The 17,453-nt window shown below is 74.7% G+C and carries 17 protein-coding genes; 12 read left to right on the forward strand and 5 right to left on the reverse strand.

Annotated features, from left to right (window positions below):
- Nucleotides 1-60: 60 nt before the first annotated feature.
- From CFLA_RS09445 to lnt, 9 genes are all read left to right on the forward strand, one after another.
- Nucleotides 61-1,125 (forward strand): helix-turn-helix transcriptional regulator, encoded by a 1,065-nt coding sequence (locus CFLA_RS09445; RefSeq protein WP_013117097.1) that lies wholly within the window; start codon nucleotides 61-63, stop codon nucleotides 1,123-1,125.
- Nucleotides 1,118-2,104, forward strand: coding sequence for a helix-turn-helix transcriptional regulator (locus CFLA_RS09450; protein WP_013117098.1), 987 nt, complete (start codon nucleotides 1,118-1,120; stop codon nucleotides 2,102-2,104). The genes CFLA_RS09445 and CFLA_RS09450 overlap by 8 nt, the downstream gene beginning before the upstream one ends.
- A 1-nt stretch (nucleotide 2,105) precedes the next feature.
- Nucleotides 2,106-2,438: a hypothetical protein gene (locus CFLA_RS09455; RefSeq protein ID WP_013117099.1), complete on the forward strand. Its 333-nt coding sequence runs from the start codon at nucleotides 2,106-2,108 to the stop codon at nucleotides 2,436-2,438.
- A gap of 65 nt (nucleotides 2,439-2,503) precedes the next feature.
- Complete coding sequence (tatA, locus tag CFLA_RS09460; RefSeq protein ID WP_013117100.1) at nucleotides 2,504-2,761, forward strand: Sec-independent protein translocase subunit TatA; 258 nt, start codon at nucleotides 2,504-2,506, stop codon at nucleotides 2,759-2,761.
- Nucleotides 2,762-2,810: 49 nt separating this feature from the next.
- Nucleotides 2,811-3,605 carry a twin-arginine translocase subunit TatC gene (gene tatC / locus CFLA_RS09465; protein ID WP_013117101.1) on the forward strand — a complete coding sequence of 265 codons (795 nt, stop codon included), beginning with the start codon at nucleotides 2,811-2,813 and terminating at the stop codon, nucleotides 3,603-3,605.
- A complete protein-coding gene (locus tag CFLA_RS09470; RefSeq protein WP_013117102.1) occupies nucleotides 3,602-4,513 on the forward strand; it encodes a diacylglycerol/lipid kinase family protein in 912 nt (303 codons plus the stop codon). The genes tatC and CFLA_RS09470 overlap by 4 nt, the downstream gene beginning before the upstream one ends.
- Before the next feature lie 31 nt (nucleotides 4,514-4,544).
- Entirely contained in the window at nucleotides 4,545-7,403 is a 2,859-nt protein-coding gene (locus CFLA_RS09475) for a DEAD/DEAH box helicase (RefSeq protein WP_013117103.1), read from the forward strand.
- Between the two features lie 72 nt (nucleotides 7,404-7,475).
- Nucleotides 7,476-9,104: an amidohydrolase gene (locus CFLA_RS09480; protein WP_013117104.1), complete on the forward strand. Its 1,629-nt coding sequence runs from the start codon at nucleotides 7,476-7,478 to the stop codon at nucleotides 9,102-9,104.
- Nucleotides 9,105-9,561: 457 nt separating this feature from the next.
- A complete protein-coding gene (lnt, locus tag CFLA_RS09485; RefSeq protein WP_043600382.1) occupies nucleotides 9,562-11,130 on the forward strand; it encodes an apolipoprotein N-acyltransferase in 1,569 nt (522 codons plus the stop codon).
- Nucleotides 11,131-11,229: 99 nt separating this feature from the next.
- Here the strand turns inward: lnt and CFLA_RS09490 are convergent, their stop codons facing one another.
- Nucleotides 11,230-11,574 carry an RNA polymerase-binding protein RbpA gene (locus CFLA_RS09490; RefSeq protein WP_013117106.1) on the reverse strand — a complete coding sequence of 115 codons (345 nt, stop codon included), beginning with the start codon at nucleotides 11,572-11,574 and terminating at the stop codon, nucleotides 11,230-11,232.
- 279 nt (nucleotides 11,575-11,853) lie between these two features.
- On the opposite strand from CFLA_RS09490, the gene CFLA_RS09495 reads away from it, so the two are divergent.
- On the forward strand, nucleotides 11,854-12,801 hold the full coding sequence (locus CFLA_RS09495) for an aldo/keto reductase (RefSeq protein ID WP_043600384.1): 948 nt from the start codon (nucleotides 11,854-11,856) through the stop codon (nucleotides 12,799-12,801).
- A 61-nt stretch (nucleotides 12,802-12,862) separates the two neighbouring features.
- On the opposite strand, the gene CFLA_RS09500 is transcribed toward CFLA_RS09495, so the two are convergent.
- Nucleotides 12,863-13,369, reverse strand: coding sequence for a hypothetical protein (locus tag CFLA_RS09500; RefSeq protein WP_013117108.1), 507 nt, complete (start codon nucleotides 13,367-13,369; stop codon nucleotides 12,863-12,865).
- A gap of 549 nt (nucleotides 13,370-13,918) precedes the next feature.
- Here CFLA_RS09500 and CFLA_RS09505 point away from each other — a divergent pair.
- The gene (locus tag CFLA_RS09505) at nucleotides 13,919-15,013 is read left to right on the forward strand and encodes a fatty acid desaturase family protein (protein ID WP_013117109.1); all 1,095 of its coding nucleotides are present in this window, start codon (nucleotides 13,919-13,921) and stop codon (nucleotides 15,011-15,013) included.
- Nucleotides 15,014-15,034: 21 nt separating this feature from the next.
- On the opposite strand, the gene CFLA_RS09510 is transcribed toward CFLA_RS09505, so the two are convergent.
- The 3 genes from CFLA_RS09510 to CFLA_RS09520 form a co-directional block, all read right to left on the reverse strand.
- Nucleotides 15,035-15,541, reverse strand: a complete 507-nt coding sequence (locus tag CFLA_RS09510; protein ID WP_052302826.1) for a GNAT family N-acetyltransferase — start codon at nucleotides 15,539-15,541, stop codon at nucleotides 15,035-15,037.
- A gap of 48 nt (nucleotides 15,542-15,589) precedes the next feature.
- Complete coding sequence (locus CFLA_RS09515) at nucleotides 15,590-15,796, reverse strand: hypothetical protein (RefSeq protein ID WP_013117111.1); 207 nt, start codon at nucleotides 15,794-15,796, stop codon at nucleotides 15,590-15,592.
- Between the two features lie 75 nt (nucleotides 15,797-15,871).
- Nucleotides 15,872-16,516: an MBL fold metallo-hydrolase gene (locus tag CFLA_RS09520; protein ID WP_013117112.1), complete on the reverse strand. Its 645-nt coding sequence runs from the start codon at nucleotides 16,514-16,516 to the stop codon at nucleotides 15,872-15,874.
- Nucleotides 16,517-16,627: 111 nt separating this feature from the next.
- On the opposite strand from CFLA_RS09520, the gene CFLA_RS09525 reads away from it, so the two are divergent.
- The gene (locus tag CFLA_RS09525; RefSeq protein ID WP_013117113.1) at nucleotides 16,628-17,392 is read left to right on the forward strand and encodes a ParA family protein; all 765 of its coding nucleotides are present in this window, start codon (nucleotides 16,628-16,630) and stop codon (nucleotides 17,390-17,392) included.
- Nucleotides 17,393-17,453 lie beyond the last annotated feature (61 nt).

Raw genomic sequence — 17,453 nt, forward strand, 5'->3', positions numbered from 1 at the left:
CGGCGTGCCGTGCGCCGACCACGCCCGCGAGCACCCGCGGGGCAGTTACCGTGGTGCACGATGCCCCCCGCGATCCCGCCCGCCGAGCGCCTGCTCAACCTCGTCATCGCCCTGGTGAACACGCCGGTGCGGATGACGAAGGAGCAGGTGCGTGCCTCCGTCGCCGGCTACGGCGACGCGCGGTCCGACGAGGCGTTCGAGCGGATGTTCGAGCGCGACAAGGACACGCTGCGCGAGCTGGGGATGCCGGTGCTGACGGTGACGCACGCGGGGCACGGCGACGACGTGGGGTACCGCATCGACACCGCGCACTGGTCGATGCCGCCGATCGAGCTGACCGCCGCCGAGCTGGGCGTGCTCGCGCTGGCGGCGCAGGTGTGGCAGGACCAGTCGCTGCGCGCCGACTCCACGCGTGCGCTGACCAAGCTGCGCGCCGTGGGCACCCAGGCGCAGGCGCACGACCTCGTCGCAGGGCTGGCGCCGCGCGTGCGGGCCGGGGGAGACGCCTTCGGGCCCCTCGTGGACGCCGTCCAGAACCGCCAGGCCGTGCGGTTCACGTACCACGCCGCGACGACGGGGGAGGTCCGCGAGCGCACGGTCGAGCCGTGGAAGCTCCTCGCGCGCCGCGGGGGGTGGGTGCTGCTCGCGCGGGACCGGGACCGGGGGGCGAGCCGCTCGTTCCGGCTGCGTCGCATCCGCGGGTCCGTGCGGCCCGTGGGTGCACCCGGCGGCTTCGAGGCCCCCACGGTGCAGGAGCTCGCCGACGCGTCGCACGCATGGGTGGGAGAGGGGCCGGAGCGGACCGCGCTGCTGGCGGTGACGCCGCAGCGGGCCGGCGCACTGCGGGCCCGGGCCTCGGGGCCCGCCGTGGGCGTCGACCTCCCGGCGGGTGCCGCACAGGTGCTGCAGGGCCGTGACCTCGTAGCGGTGCCGTACCGCCTCGGCTGGGAGCTCGCCGAGGAGGTCGTGCGCTACGGCGACGCCGTGGTCGTGCTGGATCCCCCGGAGGTCCGCGACGCGGTCGTGCGGATGCTGCGCGTCGCGGCGACCCTCGACCGCTTGCGCCGCGCTGACGACACCCCGGACGTGCGCGTCGCCGACAGCGAGGAGGCGCGCGGTGCCTGAGCGCGCGAGCGACCGTCTGGTGCGGATGCTGGGCATGATCGCGTACCTGGAGCGACACGAGGACGTGCCCGTCGAGCAGGTCGCCGCGCAGTTCGGCGTCACTCCCGAGCAGGTCATGGCCGACGTCGACACGCTGTGGGTCACCGGCACGCCCGGGTACCTGCCCGACGACCTCATCGACTTCGACGCGTCGTCGTACGAGCGCGGGGTGGTGCGGCTCACCGAGGGCCGGGGCGTCACGCGTCCGCTGCGGCTCGGGCCGCGCGAGGGCGTCGCCCTGCTGGCCGCATTGCGGGCGCTGGCCGCGCTGCGGCCCGCTCTCGACGCCGAGGGCGCCGCCGCCCTGGACTCGGCGCTCGCCAAGGTGCAGGCCGCCACCGGTGACGCCGCCGCGGGGGCCCCCGTGGACGTCGAGCTCCAGGTCGACGCCGTGCCGTCGGTCGCCGCCGCGCTCGGTGCCGCTCTCGCGCGGCGCCGCCGGTTGCGGCTGCGCTACGCCGACGCGTCCGACGTGCTCACCGAGCGCGAGGTCGACCCCGTGCGGCTGGTCAGCCAGGACGAGCACTCCTACCTGCTGGCGTGGTCGCTGGCGGCCGACGCCGAACGCAAGTTCCGCGTCGACCGGATCGTCGAGGCCACCGTCCTCGACGACCCCGCCGAGGACCATCCCGTCACCGACGACGCCGACGTGTTCCACCCCGATGCGTCGGGCGAGCTCGTCACCGTGCGCCTCACCGGACGCGCCCGGTGGGTCGCCGAGACCGTCCCGGTCGAGCGCACGCGCGAGCTCGCCGGGGGCGCGTTCGAGGTGGACCTGCGAGTCGTGCAGCCCGCGTGGCTGCGGCACCTGCTGCTGCAGGTGGCCGACGAGGTCCTCGACGTGCGGCCCGCGCACGTCGCGCACGACACCGCGACCGCGGCGCGCGCGGCGCTCGAGGCGTACGGTCCGCTGCTCGACGCGACGACGGGGGAGTCCTGACGTGCTGTGGTTCACGGTGTGGACGGTGCTGGTCGTCGCGACGCTCGGGGGCGCGTTCCTGCTGGGGCGCCGGCTGTGGCGGTCCGTCGTGGCGCTCGGCGCGGAGCTCGCGCGCGCCGGCGACGTCGCGCAGCAGGTCAGCGAGCGTGCTGCGCAGCTCGAGGCACTCGCACGGGCGGAGCAGACCGTGTCCGGGCCCGCGCTGGGCGCGGACGCCGACGCGCTGCGGGACCGGGTCGAGCAGCTGCGTGCGCAGCGCCGCGAGCGGGCTGCGCTGCGCCGCGCGCGACACCGCACGACGGTCGCGGACGCCCGCACCCGCTGGTTCGGCTGACAGGTCGGCACGCACCGACGACGTAGACTGCGCGGCGCAGCACATCGGATCTCAGAGGGGTCGTCATGATCAGGAACATCAGTGCCTGGCACGTGATCATCGTGCTGGTGGTGGTCCTCCTGCTGTTCGGGGCGAACCGGCTCCCCGCGCTCGCCAAGAGCATCGGCCAGTCGATGAAAATCTTCAAGAACGAGGTCAAGGACCTCACGGACGACGGCCGACGCGACGGTACGTCGTCGTCGGCGCCGGAGACGGTCGCCGACGGCTCCACGGACGTCCCGCCGCCACCTCCGGCGGCGCCGCCGGCCCCGCCGCGTCCCTGAGGCGGGCGTGAGCCGGACCCCCCGGCGGGACGGTGAGCCCGGCGGACGCATGCCCCTGCGGGAGCACCTGCGCGAGCTGCGCCGCCGCGTCGTGCTCATCGCGCTCGGCCTGCTCGTCGGCGGCGTGGCCGGGTGGCTCGTGTACGAGCCCGTCTTCCAGCTGCTGCAGCAGCCGATCCTCGACGTCGCCGAGGCCCGCGGGCAGCGCGTCTCCCTGAACTTCCAGGGAGTGGCGACCGCGTTCGACGTGCAGGTGAAGGTGTCCCTGTTCCTGGGTGTGCTGGTCACGGCGCCGTGGTGGATCTTCCAGCTCTGGGCGTTCATCACCCCCGGGCTGACCACCAAGGAACGCCGCTACGCGGTCGGGTTCCTCGCCGTGGCCGTGCCGCTGTTCTTCGCCGGTGCCGCCCTCGCGTGGTGGGCCCTGCCCAACGCCGTGCGCCTGCTGACCGACTTCGCACCTGCGGAGACGACGAACTGGGTCGACGCGCAGCTCTACCTCAGCTTCGTCATGCGGGTGGTCCTCGCGTTCGGCGTCGGCTTCCTGCTGCCCGTGGTCATGGTCGCCCTCAACTTCGCCGGCCTGGTGCGTGCCCGCACCTGGCTGGCGGGGTGGCGCTGGGCGGTGCTGCTCGCGTTCGTCTTCGCCGCGATCGCCACGCCGACGCCCGACGCCGTGACGATGCTCGCCGTCGCGATCCCGATCTGCCTGCTCTTCGGTGCCGCACTCGGCGTGTGCGTGCTCCACGACCGCCGGCTCGACCGGCGCCTCGTCGCCCAGGGGCTGCCTCGCCTCGACGGCACCGGACCCGACGAGTCCCCGGCGCCGGCGAGCGGCGCGTGAGCACCCTCGGCCTGGTCGTCAACCCCGTCGCCGGCACGGGCCGCGGCGGGGCGGTGGGACGCCGCGCGCGCCGGCTGCTCGAGCGCGCGGGCCACGACGTCCACGACCTGTCGGCACCGACCCTCGCCCAGGCGACGGAGCGGGCGCGACAGGCCGCGACCTCCGGGCTCGACGCGCTCGTCGTCGTCGGTGGCGACGGCATGGTCCACCTCGGTGTCGGCGTCGTCGCCGGCACGGACCTGCCGCTGGGCATCGTGGCCGTCGGGACAGGAAACGACGTCGCGCGGTCGTTCGGTCTGCCGCGCGGTGACGTGGACCGTGCCGTCGCCGTCGTCGACGCCGCCCTGCGCGCCGGTCCCCGGCGCGTCGACGCCGTGCGCGTCACCCGGCCCGACGGGCCCGCGCAGTGGTACGCCGGCGTGCTGTCGTGCGGTCTCGACGCGGCCGTCAACGCCCGCGCCAACACCCTCACCTGGCCTCACGGGCACCTGCGCTACCTGCGCGCCCTCGTACCGGAGCTCGCCGCCTTCCGCCCCTACGGGTACCGCGTCGAGGTCGACGGCACCGTGTGGGAGTCCGCGGGCACGCTCGTCGCCGTCGCCAGCACGCCGTGGTTCGGCGGGGGGCTGCCGATCGCCCCCGACGCGGTCCCCGACGACGGTCTCCTCGATGTCGTGCTCGCCGGACCCTTCACGCGCCGCGGCGCCCTCGGGATCTTCCCGCGCATCTACCGCGGCCGGCACGTCGACGACCCCCGTGTCCGCGTGGTGCGGGGCCGCCGGGTCGTCGTCGAGCACGCGCCCGGGCTCGGACCGCCCCCGCCGGCGGCGTTCGCCGACGGCGAGCCGCTGGGCCCGGCACCCCTCGTCGTCGACGTCGTGCCCGCGGCGCTCGGCGTGCTCGGGTAGCAGCAGCCCGCGGCGTGCCTAGGGTGATCCCGTGCCGTCCCGCCGCCGCAGCACCCGCTCCGCCCCCACGACCCCCGCCGCGCGCCCCGGTGCCGTCGAGCCCTCGCCCGCGGAGCGCTACGCCGCGTCCCGCCGCCGCGCCGCCGCCGAGCACGGGGAGCTCGCCGTCTTCCGCGAGCGCCTCGACTTCCCGCTCGACGACTTCCAGGTCGAGGCGTGCGCCGCCCTCGAACGTGGCAGCGGCGTCCTCGTCGCCGCACCCACCGGCGCAGGAAAGACCGTCGTCGGCGAGTTCGCGGTGCACCTGGCCCTCGTCTCGGGTCGCAAGGCGTTCTACACGACGCCCATCAAGGCGCTGTCCAACCAGAAGTACGCCGACCTCGCCCGCGTCCACGGCACCGAACGCGTCGGGCTGCTCACCGGCGACACCTCCGTCAACGGCGACGCCGACGTCGTCGTCATGACCACCGAGGTGCTGCGCAACATGCTCTACGCCGGCTCGTCGGCGCTCGACGGGCTCGGGTACGTCGTCATGGACGAGGTCCACTACCTCGCCGACCGCTTCCGCGGCCCCGTCTGGGAGGAGGTCATCATCCACCTCCCCGACGACGTGCAGCTCGTGTCGCTGTCCGCCACCGTCTCCAACGCCGAGGAGTTCGGCGACTGGCTCGCGACCGTGCGCGGCGACACCACCGTCGTCGTCAGCGAGCACCGCCCGGTCCCGCTGGGTCAGCACGTGCTCGTCGGCGACCAGCTCCTCGACCTGTACGCCGGGCACGTCGACCCCACCGATCCCGGCGTCGACCCACCGATCAACCCCGACCTCACCCATCTGCTGCGCGGGCGCACCGGCGGCGACCGCGACCGCCGCGCACCGCGCGGCCGCCCCGGGCGAGCCCGCGACCACCGCCCTGCCGGCGGCGTGCGGCCCGTCCCGCGCTTCGTCATGGTCGACGAGCTCGCCGAGGCGCGCCTGCTACCCGCGATCGTCTTCATCTTCTCCCGGGTGGGCTGCGAGGCTGCTGTGCAGCAGTGCCTGTCGGCCGGTGTGCGGCTCACGACACCGGCCGAACGCGCCGACATCCGCCGCGTCGCCGAGGAGCGCTGCGCCGCGATCCCGCCGGAGGACCTCGAGGTGCTCGGCTACGACGCCTTCGTCGAGGGCCTGGTGCGTGGCGTCGCCGCCCACCACGCGGGCATGCTGCCGCTGTTCAAGGAGACCGTGGAGGACCTGTTCTCCCGTGGCTGGGTCAAGGTCGTGTTCGCCACCGAGACGCTCGCGCTCGGCATCAACATGCCCGCGCGCTGCGTGGTCCTCGAGAAGCTCGTCAAGTGGGACGGCTCCGCGCACGTCGACGTCACGCCGGGGGAGTACACCCAGCTGACCGGCCGGGCGGGGCGCCGCGGCATCGACACCGAGGGGCATGCCGTCGTCGTCGCGCACGGCGCTCTCGACCCCGTGCAGCTCGCCGGGCTGGCGTCCCGCCGCCTCTACCCGCTGCGCTCGTCGTTCCGTCCCACGTACAACATGGCGGTCAACCTCGTGGCCCAGGTAGGCCGCGAGCGCGCCCGTGACGTCCTCGAGACGTCGTTCGCGCAGTTCCAGGCGGACCGGGGGGTGGTGGGTCTGGCCCGCCAGGCGCAGACCCACGCGGAGGCCCTGGAGGGCTACGCCCAGGCCATGACGTGCCACCTCGGGGACTTCGCCCAGTACATGGGGCTGCGGCGGGCGATCACGGACCGCGAGCGCGGTCTCGCCAAGGAGCAGGCCGCCACACGCCGCGCCGACGTCGCCCGCACGCTCGAGGGGCTGCACGTCGGCGACGTCGTCGAGATCCCCGGGGGCCGACGCGCCGAGCACGCGGTCGTCGTGGATCCCGGCGGTCCGGGCGGGTTCGACGGGCCACGCCCCACCGTGCTGACCACCGACCGCCAGGTGCGCCGGCTCACGGTGGCCGACGCCGGCTCGGGGCTGCGCACGGTCGGGCGCCTGGCCGTGCCGGCGAGGTTCGAGCTGCGGGTCCCGGCGGCCCGCCGCGACCTGGCTGCACGGCTGCGGGCGCGGCTCGACGAGCTCGACGTCGTCCCGGCGCCTGCGCGCGCCCCGGGCCGGCGCGCCGAGCGGCGTTCGGCTGCCGCCGACGACGCCGAGCTCGCCGCACTTCGCCGTGAGCTGCGTTCGCACCCCTGCCACCGGTGCCCGGAGCGGGAGGACCACGCGCGCTGGGCCGAGCGCTGGGAGCGGCTGCGCTCGGAGCACGCCGCCCTCGTGCGGCGCATCGCGGGGCGCACGGGCTCGATCGCGGCGGTCTTCGACCGGATCTGCGACGTGCTCGGGACGCTCGGGTACCTCACGAGCGACGACTCCGGTGCGCTACGCGTCACCGACGACGGCCGCTGGTTGCGGCGGCTGTACGCCGAGAACGACCTCGTGCTCGCCGAGTGCCTGCGTCGGGGGGTGTGGGACGAGCTCGACGCCCCCGGGCTCGCGGCCGCGGTCTCGACCCTCGTGTACCGCTCACGGCGCGACGACGAGGGCGACGCACGGGTGCCCGGCGGGCCCGACGGCCGGCTCGGCCGGGCGCTCGACGCGGCGGTGCGGGCGTGGTCGCAGCTCGACGACCTCGAGCGGGAGGCACGCCTCGAGACGATCCAGCCGCTCGACCTCGGTCTCGTGCAGCCCGTCCACCGGTGGGCTGCCGGCCGCAGCCTGGACGCCGTGCTGCGGGGCTCGGACCTGGCCGCCGGCGACTTCGTCCGCTGGTGCAAGCAGGTCATCGACGTGCTCGACCAGGTCTCCGGCGCCGCCCCGACCGCGCGCCTGCGCACCACCGCGGCGAAGGCGGTCACGGCGATGCGCCGCGGTGTCGTGGCGTACTCGACCGTCTGAGTCGTCCGGCGTCCAGGACGACCGTCCGGTCGGTTGCGCGCGCCCCGCCCCAGCGCCGTAGGCTGGGCCGATGTGACCTCGACCCTCTACCGGCACGGTGTCGTGCACTCCCCGGCGGACCCCTTCGCCGAGGCCCTGCTCGTCGAGGACGGTGTCGTCGCCTGGCTCGGGTCGGACGACACGGCCGACGGACTGGTCGCCGGCGTCGACGAGGTGGTCGAGCTCGACGGCGCGTTGGTCGCTCCCGCCTTCGTCGACGCGCACGTCCACCTGCTCGAGACGGCACTGGCCGACGCCGGGGTGGACCTCACGCCCCCCTCGGCACCGAGCCTCGCCGCCGCGCTCGCCGCGGTCGCGGAGGTGGCCGCGCGGCGGTCCCCGGGGGACCGGCGCGTCGTGCACGGCACCGGTTGGGACGAGCGCGCCTGGCCCGAGGGCCGCCCGCCCACGCGCGACGAGCTCGACGCCGCCGGGCAGGGGCTGCCCGTCTACCTGGCACGTATCGACGTGCACTCCGCGATCGTGTCGAGCGCACTGGCCGACTTCGCCGGTCTGCGCGACCTGCCGGGCTGGTCGTCGGACGGGCGCGTGACGGGTCCGGCGCACCACGCCGCCCGGGACGTCGCGCGCGCCGTCTCGGCCGACGAACGGACCAGGCTGTACCGCTCGGTCCTGGCGAAGGCGGCAGCCGCTGGCATCGTCGCCGTGCACGAGCAGTCCGCCCCGCACGTCGACACCCGCGACGGGCTGCGCGAGCTGCTCACCATGACCGCCGACCCCGCCTCCGTGTTGCCCCTCGTGGTCGGGTACCGGGGCGAACCGTGCATCACGGTCGACGACGCCCGTGCGCTCCTCGCCGACGTCCCCGGCCTGACGGGCATCGGCGGCGACCTCAACGTCGACGGCTCGCTGGGTTCGCGCACCGCCGCCCTGCGGCACCCGTACACGGACGACCCGAGCACCTCCGGCGTGCTGCACATGACCGCCGAGCAGATCGCGAACCACGTCACGGCGGTCACCCGCGCCGGGACGCACGCGGGTTTCCACGTCATCGGGGACCGGGCGCTCGACGAGCTCCTCATCGGGCTGCGCGCCGCCGCGGACGTCGAGGGGACCGCCGCGATCGCGGCCGCGGGGCACCGCGTCGAGCACGCGGCGATGGTCGACGCCCCCTCGCTCGCGCAGCTCGTCCTGCTGGGGTTGCGGCTGTCCGTCCAGCCGGCCTTCGACGCCGCCTGGGGCGGGCCCGACGGCACCTACGCGGCGCGCCTCGGTCCGGGGCGGGCAGCGGCCCTGCACCCGTTCGCCGACCTCGCTGCTGCCGGCGTGCCGCTCGCCCTCGGTTCCGACTCGCCCGTGACGCCGTTCGACCCCTGGCGAGGTGTGCAGGCCGCGGCGGCGCACCACGAGGTCGACCAGCGCATCTCGGTGCGCGCCGCCTTCCGCGCCGCGACGCGCGGCGGCTGGCGTCTCGCCGGACTCGACCACAGCGGGGCGGGGGAGGTGCGCGTCGGTGCACCCGCGCACCTCGCGGTGTGGCGTGCGGAGCACCTCGTGGTGCAGGCCTCGCGCACCTCGTCGTGGAGCGCGGACGCCCGCGCCGGCAGCCCGCTGCTGCCCGACCTGGGCCCCGACGAGCCGGCGCCGCAGTGCCTGCGGACGACGCGCGCGGGGGCCGTGCTGCACGACGTGCTGGGCTGATGCGCCCTGCTCACCTCGGTTGCGGGTGAAAAACCGAGGGGTATCGCCGGTGCGGCGAAAGGTCCCGGTCGCCCCGAATCGCGACACGCGGGCGACACGCCGGGTGAGGCCCCGCTGCATCGGATGAATCGGACGCCGTGGCCTGCACCGATCCTCCTGACCAGGCGCGACGCGCCCTTGACACGAGAGGTGAGGGGGGTAGTTTCGCAGTGGCCCGTCGTTGCGGGCACCGGAGGGGGACCACCACGTACCGCTGACCGGTGTCGCACGCTCTGAGCTCCGACCGGGCCCGCGCGCTCAACAGAGAACGGCAGGCACCGTCCTCGCCGGTACGAAGGGCGCGCGGGCCGGGCGGTCGGGACCGCGGGTGCTGTCCGGCAGCGTCGCCGGATGGCACAACCTCCGGACCTCGCACCGGGTCCGCGGCGTGCCGCCGCCGCTGACGTACCCTGCTCCGGTGCCCCTCCCGCCGTCCGCCCGCTGGCTGACGCTCCTGCTGGCCGGTGCCGGTGGCTGGACGACGCGCCTCGCGTTCCCCGACCCGGGGCTGTCCGTCCTCGCACCGGTCGGCATGGCGGCTCTGTTCCTGGCGCTGCGCCGCGACTCGGCCCGCTGGAACGCGCTCGTCGGCCTCGTGTGGGGCCTGGCGTGCTTCGGGCCGATGATCACGTGGGCGCACACGGCGGTGGGGCCCGTCCCGTGGCTCGCGCTCACCGTCCTCGAGGCGTCGTACGTCGCGCTGTTCGGGGCGGCGTGGGCGTGGGCGCGCCGTGGGCACGCGGTCTGGCGCAGCAGCGCCTGGCAGCTCCCGACGTTCGTCCTGCTGTGGGTCGCCGTGGAGGAGCTGCGCTCGGCGTGGCCCTTCGGCGGGTTCCCGTGGGGCCGGCTCGCGTTCTCGCAGGCCGACTCGCCCCTGGCGGCGTACATGTGGCTCGGCGGCACACCGCTGCTCAGCGGTCTGGTCGCCGGCCTCGGCGTACTGCTGGCACGTGCCGTCCTCGCCGCCGGGCAGGTCGCGCTCGGTCGCACGCTCGGCGCGCTCGGTGCGCTCGGCGCGGTGCTCGTCGGCTCCCTGCTGATCCCGCTCGACACCGTGGCGCAGGACGGCACGCTGCGCGTCGGCGCCGTCCAGGGCAACGTGCCAGAGCCCGGGCGGCTCGACGCGTTCGGGGAGCGCAGGCAGGTCCTCGACAACCACGTCGCGGGCACCCGCGCGCTGCTCGACCGGGTCGCGCCCGGCGAGCTCGACGTCGTGCTGTGGCCCGAGAACGGCACGGACATCGACCCGCAGGTCGACCAGGAGGCGGCGGGCCTCATCGACGGGGTCGCACGAGAGGTCCGCGCGCCCTTGCTCGTCGGGACGGTGCAGTACCCGCCCGAGGGTGGCCGGTACAACACCGCGGTGCTCTGGGAGCCGGGTACGGGGCCTGTGGCGACGTACTCCAAGCAGCGGCCCGCGCCCTTCGCCGAGTACATCCCCATGCGCTCGTTCGTCCGGCACTTCTCGGACGCGGTCGACCTGGTCACGCGCGACATGCTGCCGGGCACCGAGCCCGGGGTCGTCCCGATGGCGTCGCAACGCCTGGCGCGAACCGTCGTGCTCGGCGACGTCATCTGCTTCGAGGTCGCCTACGACGGGATCGTGCGCGAGGCCGTGGCCGAGGGCGGCGAGGTGCTCGTCGTGCAGACCAACAACGCGTCGTTCGGGTGGTCCGACGAGTCGACGCAGCAGCTCGCGATGTCCCGCCTGCGGGCCGTCGAGCACGGCCGTGCGACGGTGCAGATCTCCACGGTCGGCGTGAGCGCCGTCATCGCGCCCAACGGCGCCGTCGTCCGGCAGACCGGCCTGTTCACGGCCGAGCAGCTCGTCGCCGACCTTCCGCTGCGGCAGACGCTCACCCCGGCCACACGCGCGGGGGACTGGCCGGCGCGCACGGCAGCAGCCATCGGTGTGTGGGTGGTCCTCGCCGGGATGGTCGGCGCGGCGCGGTTGCCGCGCGCCGAGCGTCCCGACGGCCCCGCCTGAGGGGCACGCGCCCCAGCGTGCGTCTCCTCCCCACAGCACGACGCCCCGGTGGCGGACCACCGGGGCGTCGAGAGGGTCGCGCGGTGCGCGCGGCGGGCGTCAGGCGCTGCGACGCAGCTTGCCCGCACGCAGCAGGTCGAGGCGCTCGTCGAGCAGCTCCTGCAGCTCGTTGACCGTGCGGCGCTCGAGCAGCATGTCCCAGTGCGTGCGCGGGGGCTTGCCCGCCTTCGCCTCGGGCTTGTCGGCGTCGCGCAGCAGCGCCTCGGCGCCGCAGCGGCACTCCCACACCACCGGCACGTCCGCCTCGACGGAGAACGGCAGGATGATGGTGTGCCCGTTCGGACAGTCGTAGTGCGCCTGGAGACGAGGGGCGAAGTCGACGCCCTCCTCCGTCTCCATGCTGTGGGACCCGATGCGCATCCCGCGCAGGGACCTGTTGGCCATGTGGACCTCCGTGCCGTGTCGTCCCGGGCTCGAGCCTGTCGGAGCCCTGCCGGATCGTGAGTCGAATCGTTCTGCCTGACACCTCAACGTGGCCGGGCACCCCGATGTTCCGGCCCGCCGTGAAGGTCTGGTGAACACCACTGTGGCAGGAACGGGCGGCCGCCGCGCGGTGGGCAGGGGAGGGGCGCCCGACTCACCCGGAAATGGTCCGCAGCGTGGTCCGGTCGGGTGGCGGAGCGTGTCGTGTCACCACGCGTGCCTAGGGTGGTGCGCATGACCATGACGTACCGTCGGCTGGGTGACAGCGGTCTGACCGTCTCCACGGCGGGCCTCGGGTGCAACACGTTCGGTGCGACGCTGGCGCCCGAGGGCGTCGCCGACGTCGTCGCAGCGGCGCTGGACGTCGGCGTGACGCTGTTCGACACCGCCGACGTGTACGGGGGAGAGCCGGGCCGCAGCGAGGAGCTGCTGGGCGCCGCGCTGCGCGGGCGCCGCGACGACGTGGTGATCGCCACGAAGTTCGGCATGGACGTCCGGGGTCTGAACGGCGACGACTGGGGCGCCCGGGGCTCTCGCCGGTACGTGCGACGTGCGATCGACGGCTCGCTGCGCAGGCTCGGCACGGACCACGTCGACCTGTACCAGCTGCACGCCCCGGACCCCGGCACACCGATCGAGGAGACGCTCGCCGCGCTGCACGAGCTCGTCGTCGAGGGCAAGGTCCGCTACATCGGCTCGTCCAACCTCAGCGCCTGGCAGGTCGTCGACGCGGACTGGGTGGCACGCACCGCCGGCACCACGCCGTTCGTCTCCGCGCAGAACCGGTACAACCTTCTCGACCGCTCGGTCGAGAGTGCTCTGGTCCCCGCCGCGGAGCATGTGGGCGTCGGCATCCTGCCGTACGTGCCGCTCGCGTCCGGCCTGCTCACCGGCAAGTACCGCCGTGGCGAGCAGGCGCCCGAGGGTTCCCGGCTGACGCGGATGCCCCAGCGCCTGGCCGCCGCCGACTTCGACCGCATCGAGGCTCTGCAGTCGCTTGCCGCCAGGTGGGGAGTGGATCTGGCGACCGTCGCGCTCGGGGGACTCGCGGCCCAGCCGGCGGTCGCGTCGATCATCTCCGGGGCCCGTACGCCCGCGCAGGTCCGCGCGAACGCGGCCGCCGCGCTGTGGGAGCCGACGCTCGAGCAGCTCGCGGCCATCGACGAGGCGTCGCCGGGACCGGTCTGACGCGGCCGTCGGACGTCAGGGCGTTGCCACGCCGCGGACGGGCGGCGCCGGGAGCGGGCGCTCACGGGCCCAGGACCCGCGCGCGGTGCTCACCGACGGCCACGACGGCGCTGAGCCGCACACCCTGGTCGTCGCACGCCACGCGCAGCGCGTGCTCCCACGCGCGCTCGAACGCACCCCGGTCACCGCCGGCCGCACGGACGAGCGCCACGGCGATCGAGCCTCCCGGCGCGTCGTGCGCCAGGACGTCGCCCATCGCCACGACGACCTGACGCACCTGCACGGCGTCCGGCTGCAGCGGCACACCGACCAGCGGCAGCACGACCGGCAGCATCATGCCGTCCGCATCGAGCAGCACGATCCACAGGGCCGGCGGCCCGGCGCGTTCCGGCCCGACGAGCGACAGCGCGACCTCGAGGACGTCGTCGACGTCGCGCAGCGGGTGCGTCGGGATCTGCGGGAGGTCGTCGTCGGGGCCCGGGGCCGCCCACCGTGGCGAGCCGTCGTGGAAGTCCATGGGCTCGAGCCTGGACGGCGCGTCGACGTCACGGGCGGCGTGCCACGACATCTGTGGACGTGCGCGACGGGCGCCGGGCTGTGGTCGGGTCGGACGTGCCGGGCGGCCGTCGGCATGTACGACCGCGCGACCCGCAGCGTGCTCGCGCAGGTCACGGCCGGGACTGAGCCGGGAGCCGGACGTCCTCTCCGCGGTACGCCCGACTGCCGATAATGTGCATTATGTCAGAACACGGGTGGGAGCGGCCCTCGGGGCGGCCACGCCGCTCCCCGATGGTCCACGGACGCCCACCGACCCGCCACGCTGCCGCAAGGTGTGCTCCGCGCGGCCCGGTGTCCGTCGCGCGACGCGCGCGTGTCGCGCACCACGCGCTGGTGGTGCGTCGTCCGAGCAGCACCACCGGCACGCGACGCCCGTCGGTTCGTCGCACACGTCACGTTGTGCACCCGTACGATCGGGTCACGTGCGCGACGTCCGATCGTTCGCTGCCTCACCCGCCGCGTGCCCGAAGGAGATCTTCATGCCCGTCCCGTGCATCCCCGTCCGCCCGCGGCTCGGCAGCCGCGCACCGTCGACCGGGGCGCGGTGAGTCGCGTGGACATGTCCCCCACCCCCGCAGCAGCGATCCGCGAGGGCGGCACTCGCGTCCGTGAGCGCGTCGTCAGCGACTTCACCACGCTCAGCCGCACCGTCGAGGCCGCCGGGCTCCTGCGTCGGCGGCACGGGTACTACTGGACGCGCTTCGCCGTGCTCACGGTCCTGATCGCCGGGGCCGTCGCCGCGTTGGTCCTCGGCGGAGCCTCCTGGTGGCAGCTGCTGACAGCCGCCGTGCTCGCGTTCCTGCTGGGCCAGGTGATGTTCCTCGGCCACGACGCGGCGCACCGGCAGATCTTCGACTCCGGCCGCTGGAACGACTGGGCCAGCCTGGTCATCGCCAACCTGTACGCCGGGATGAGCTACGGCTGGTGGCAGCACAAGCACTCGCGGCACCACGCCAAGCCCAACCAGATCGGCGCGGACCCGGACATCAAGACCGGCGCGCTCGTCCACCACCTCGAGGACCTGGAGAAGCCCCGCACCGGCATCAAGGGCTGGTACACCCAGCGCCAGGGCTGGCTGTTCTTCCCGCTGCTCCTCCTCGAGGGCCTGAACCTGCACGTCTCCGGCGTGAAGACGATCTTCGGCCGTGGACCGGTGAAGCGTCGGCCCGTGGAGATCGCGTTCGTCACGCTGCGCCTCGGCGGCTATCTCGCGCTGGTGTTCTGGGTACTGCCCGTCGGCATGGCGTTCGCGTTCCTCGGTGTGCAGCTCGGACTGTTCGGGCTCTACATGGGGGCCGTGTTCGCGCCGAACCACAAGGGCATGCCGATCGTCCCGCGCGACGCCAAGGTCGACTTCCTGCGCCGGCAGGTGCTGATGAGCCGCAACGTCCGAGGCGGGCGTCTCGTGGACCTGTTCATGGGCGGCCTGAACTACCAGATCGAGCACCACCTCTTCCCGAGCATGCCGCGGCCCCACCTCCGGCGCGTGCAGCCGACGGTCAAGGCGTTCTGCGCCGAGCGCGGGATCGACTACACCGAGACGTCGATGCTCGAGTCCTACGGGATCGTCATCCGCCACCTCAACAAGGTCGGTCTGGCGGCACGCGACCCGTTCCAGTGCCCGCTGACCGAGCAGTACCGCTCCGTGCGCTGAGGCCGGTACGGCCTGGTCGGGTCAGTGCCCGACCAGGCCGGCGACGTCGGTGTGGCGCTCGTAGCGCTCCTCGGTGCGCTCCGGGTCGCGCGGCAGCGCCTGCCGCTCCCCCGTGCGCGTGAAACCTGCGCGGACGTACAGGTCGACCGCCTGGGCGTTGTCGTCGACGACCCACAGCGAGACCGTCGAGGCGCCCTGCTCCGCTCCCCCGCGCACCACGGCGTCGAGCAGCGACCACCCGATGCCACGGCGGCGCACCTCGGGCGCGACCCACAGCGACACGACGTGGCGGTCGTCCTCCGGTGAGCCCGGCTCCTGGACGAGCGACACCAGCCCACGCGGCACGCCCTCGTCGTCGAGCGCCACCCACGTCGTGCTCGTGCGCAGACGCATGCGCCAGTGCGACTCGGCGAAACCTTCCTCGCGTGCGAGCGACGACCCGAACGCGTCCGACGACTCGCGCAACGCGCGGAGCCGGACCTCACGGACGGTCGGCCAGTCGTCCTCGTCCACCTGTCGGATCAGCACCGCCACAGCATGCCCCATCACCCGACGCCTGCGCGTCCCTGACGCGCCTCAGGACAGTCCGTGCGGCGTCGTCGGACCCGCGCCCCCGCCCCGCGAGTCGGCCTGCAGGACGTCGTCACCCAGCCCCTCGCCACCGTGGCCGGCGCGGTCCGGTGCGGACCGTGCGACGTCGGCGACCTCCTCCTCGGGACGCGGCGGGATCGTCTCGTCGAACTCCAGCTCGGGCACGGGTACGTCAACGAACGGCTCGGACATCGCGGCCTCCTTCCGGCGCGACCACGCTAGCCGTCCGCCGGGCGTCGCGCACCGGGGCCGCGGGCAGGGCAGCCGTCAGTCGACCTCCAGCACGCGCCCGACGTCGAGCGTGACGACCTCGGCCTGCGTCAGCTGCGTGAGGAACCGCACGGCGCTCGCGCGCCCGAGGTCGCTGAGCAGCGCGTCGTGGACCGGCACGACGCGCCGCGGCGCGACGGCCCGCACGTGGTCCACGACGTCGCCGAGGCGCAGCCACGGCGCTCCGACGGGCTCGAGGAGCACGTCGACCGACGTGCCGGACGGCGGCCGGGTGTACGAGTCGCCCGGGTGCAGCACCGTGCCGTCGAGGAGGTAGGCGACGTTCGCCGGACGCGGCACGTCCGGGTGGATCGCCTCGTGGAGCTCCCCCAGCACCTCGACGTGCACACCTGCGAGGTCGAGCCGGTCCCCTGCCGCCACCGCGTGCAGCCGCTCGGTGCGGGCGCCGGCCTCCCGCAGCGCATCGAGCACCTGCGCGGGTGCGTGCACCGTGACGTCGTCGACCGCAGCGACCGCAGCGACGTCGACGTGGTCGGGGTGCACGTGGGTGACCAGGACGTCGCGGACCCCCGCGAGGGCGGCCGGGACGTCGCTGAAGGAGCCGGGGTCGATGGTGAACGCGCCGAGCGCCGTCTCGACGCGGACGCACGAGTGCCCCAGACGGGTGAGCGTGAGTGCCATGCCGCCCATCCTGGCGCAGATCAGGACGCGCGCACCCGGCAGCCGCGCGCAGGCGGCGGCGTGTCGGCGGGCCGTTTCGTGAGAGCCGCCTCACCCGGATACGGTTGCCGCGTGCTGGTCGTCGGTGTGTGCAGCCTCAAGGGTGGCGTGGGCAAGACGTCCGTGACGCTGGGACTGGCCTCGGCCGCCCTCGAACGGGGTCTGCGGACGCTCGTCGTGGACCTCGACCCGCAGGGCGACTCGACGATGGCCCTCGGCACGGTGGCCGGGCAGGGCGACGTCTCGACGGTGCTGGACGCCCCGTCGCCCCAGGCGGTCACGGCGGCCACGGCGCCGTCCTCGTGGGCCGAGGACGGCCTCGACGTGCTGGTGGGCTCCGAGCGGTCCGTGCTGCACGACCGCATCGACGACTCCGACGTCCACCGACTGCGCGACGCGCTGTCCTGGGTGAGCGGGTACGACCTGGTCCTCATCGACTGCCCGCCGTCGCTCGGCGGGCTCACCCGGACCGGGCTCGCCGCGTGCGACCGGGCCGTGGTGGTCACCGAGCCGGGCCTGTTCGCCGTGATGGCGGTCGGACGAGCGATGCGCACGATCGACGAGCTGCGCCGGGGCCCCGCACCGTCGCTGCAGCCCCTCGGCATCGTGGTCAACCGCGTGCGCGCCCGGTCGGTCGAGCAGGCCTACCGGCTCCAGGAGCTCCAGACGCTCTACGGCCCGTTGGTGCTCACTCCGAGCGTCCCGGAGCGCGCGGCGCTGCAGCAGGCCCAGGGCGCCGCGCAGCCGGTCCACGTGTGGCCCGGCGCGGCGGCCGCCGAGCTCGCCGACGTGTTCGACCAGCTGCTCGACCGCGCGCTGCGCGCGCCGCGTCGCTGACGGACGTCACCGCCCGGCCCGCACCGGGCTTCCTCCCGGCGCGGGCACGCGCGCGTACGCA

The sequence above is a fragment of the Cellulomonas flavigena DSM 20109 genome (genome assembly GCF_000092865.1).
GTDB lineage: Bacteria > Actinomycetota > Actinomycetes > Actinomycetales > Cellulomonadaceae > Cellulomonas > Cellulomonas flavigena.

Bases quoted from the DNA above. Each gene is read 5' to 3' on its own strand.
- CFLA_RS09445 (WP_013117097.1), top strand. From the start codon at position 61: ATGCCCCCCGCGATCCCGCCCGCCGAGCGCCTGCTCAACCTCGTCATC.
- tatA (WP_013117100.1), top strand. From the start codon at position 2,504: ATGATCAGGAACATCAGTGCCTGGCACGTGATCATCGTGCTGGTGGTG.
- tatC (WP_013117101.1), top strand. From the start codon at position 2,811: ATGCCCCTGCGGGAGCACCTGCGCGAGCTGCGCCGCCGCGTCGTGCTC.
- CFLA_RS09490 (WP_013117106.1), bottom strand. From the start codon at position 11,574: ATGGCCAACAGGTCCCTGCGCGGGATGCGCATCGGGTCCCACAGCATG.
- CFLA_RS09495 (WP_043600384.1), top strand. From the start codon at position 11,854: ATGACGTACCGTCGGCTGGGTGACAGCGGTCTGACCGTCTCCACGGCG.
- CFLA_RS09500 (WP_013117108.1), bottom strand. From the start codon at position 13,369: ATGTCGTGGCACGCCGCCCGTGACGTCGACGCGCCGTCCAGGCTCGAG.
- CFLA_RS09505 (WP_013117109.1), top strand. From the start codon at position 13,919: ATGTCCCCCACCCCCGCAGCAGCGATCCGCGAGGGCGGCACTCGCGTC.
- CFLA_RS09515 (WP_013117111.1), bottom strand. From the start codon at position 15,796: ATGTCCGAGCCGTTCGTTGACGTACCCGTGCCCGAGCTGGAGTTCGAC.
- CFLA_RS09520 (WP_013117112.1), bottom strand. From the start codon at position 16,516: ATGGCACTCACGCTCACCCGTCTGGGGCACTCGTGCGTCCGCGTCGAG.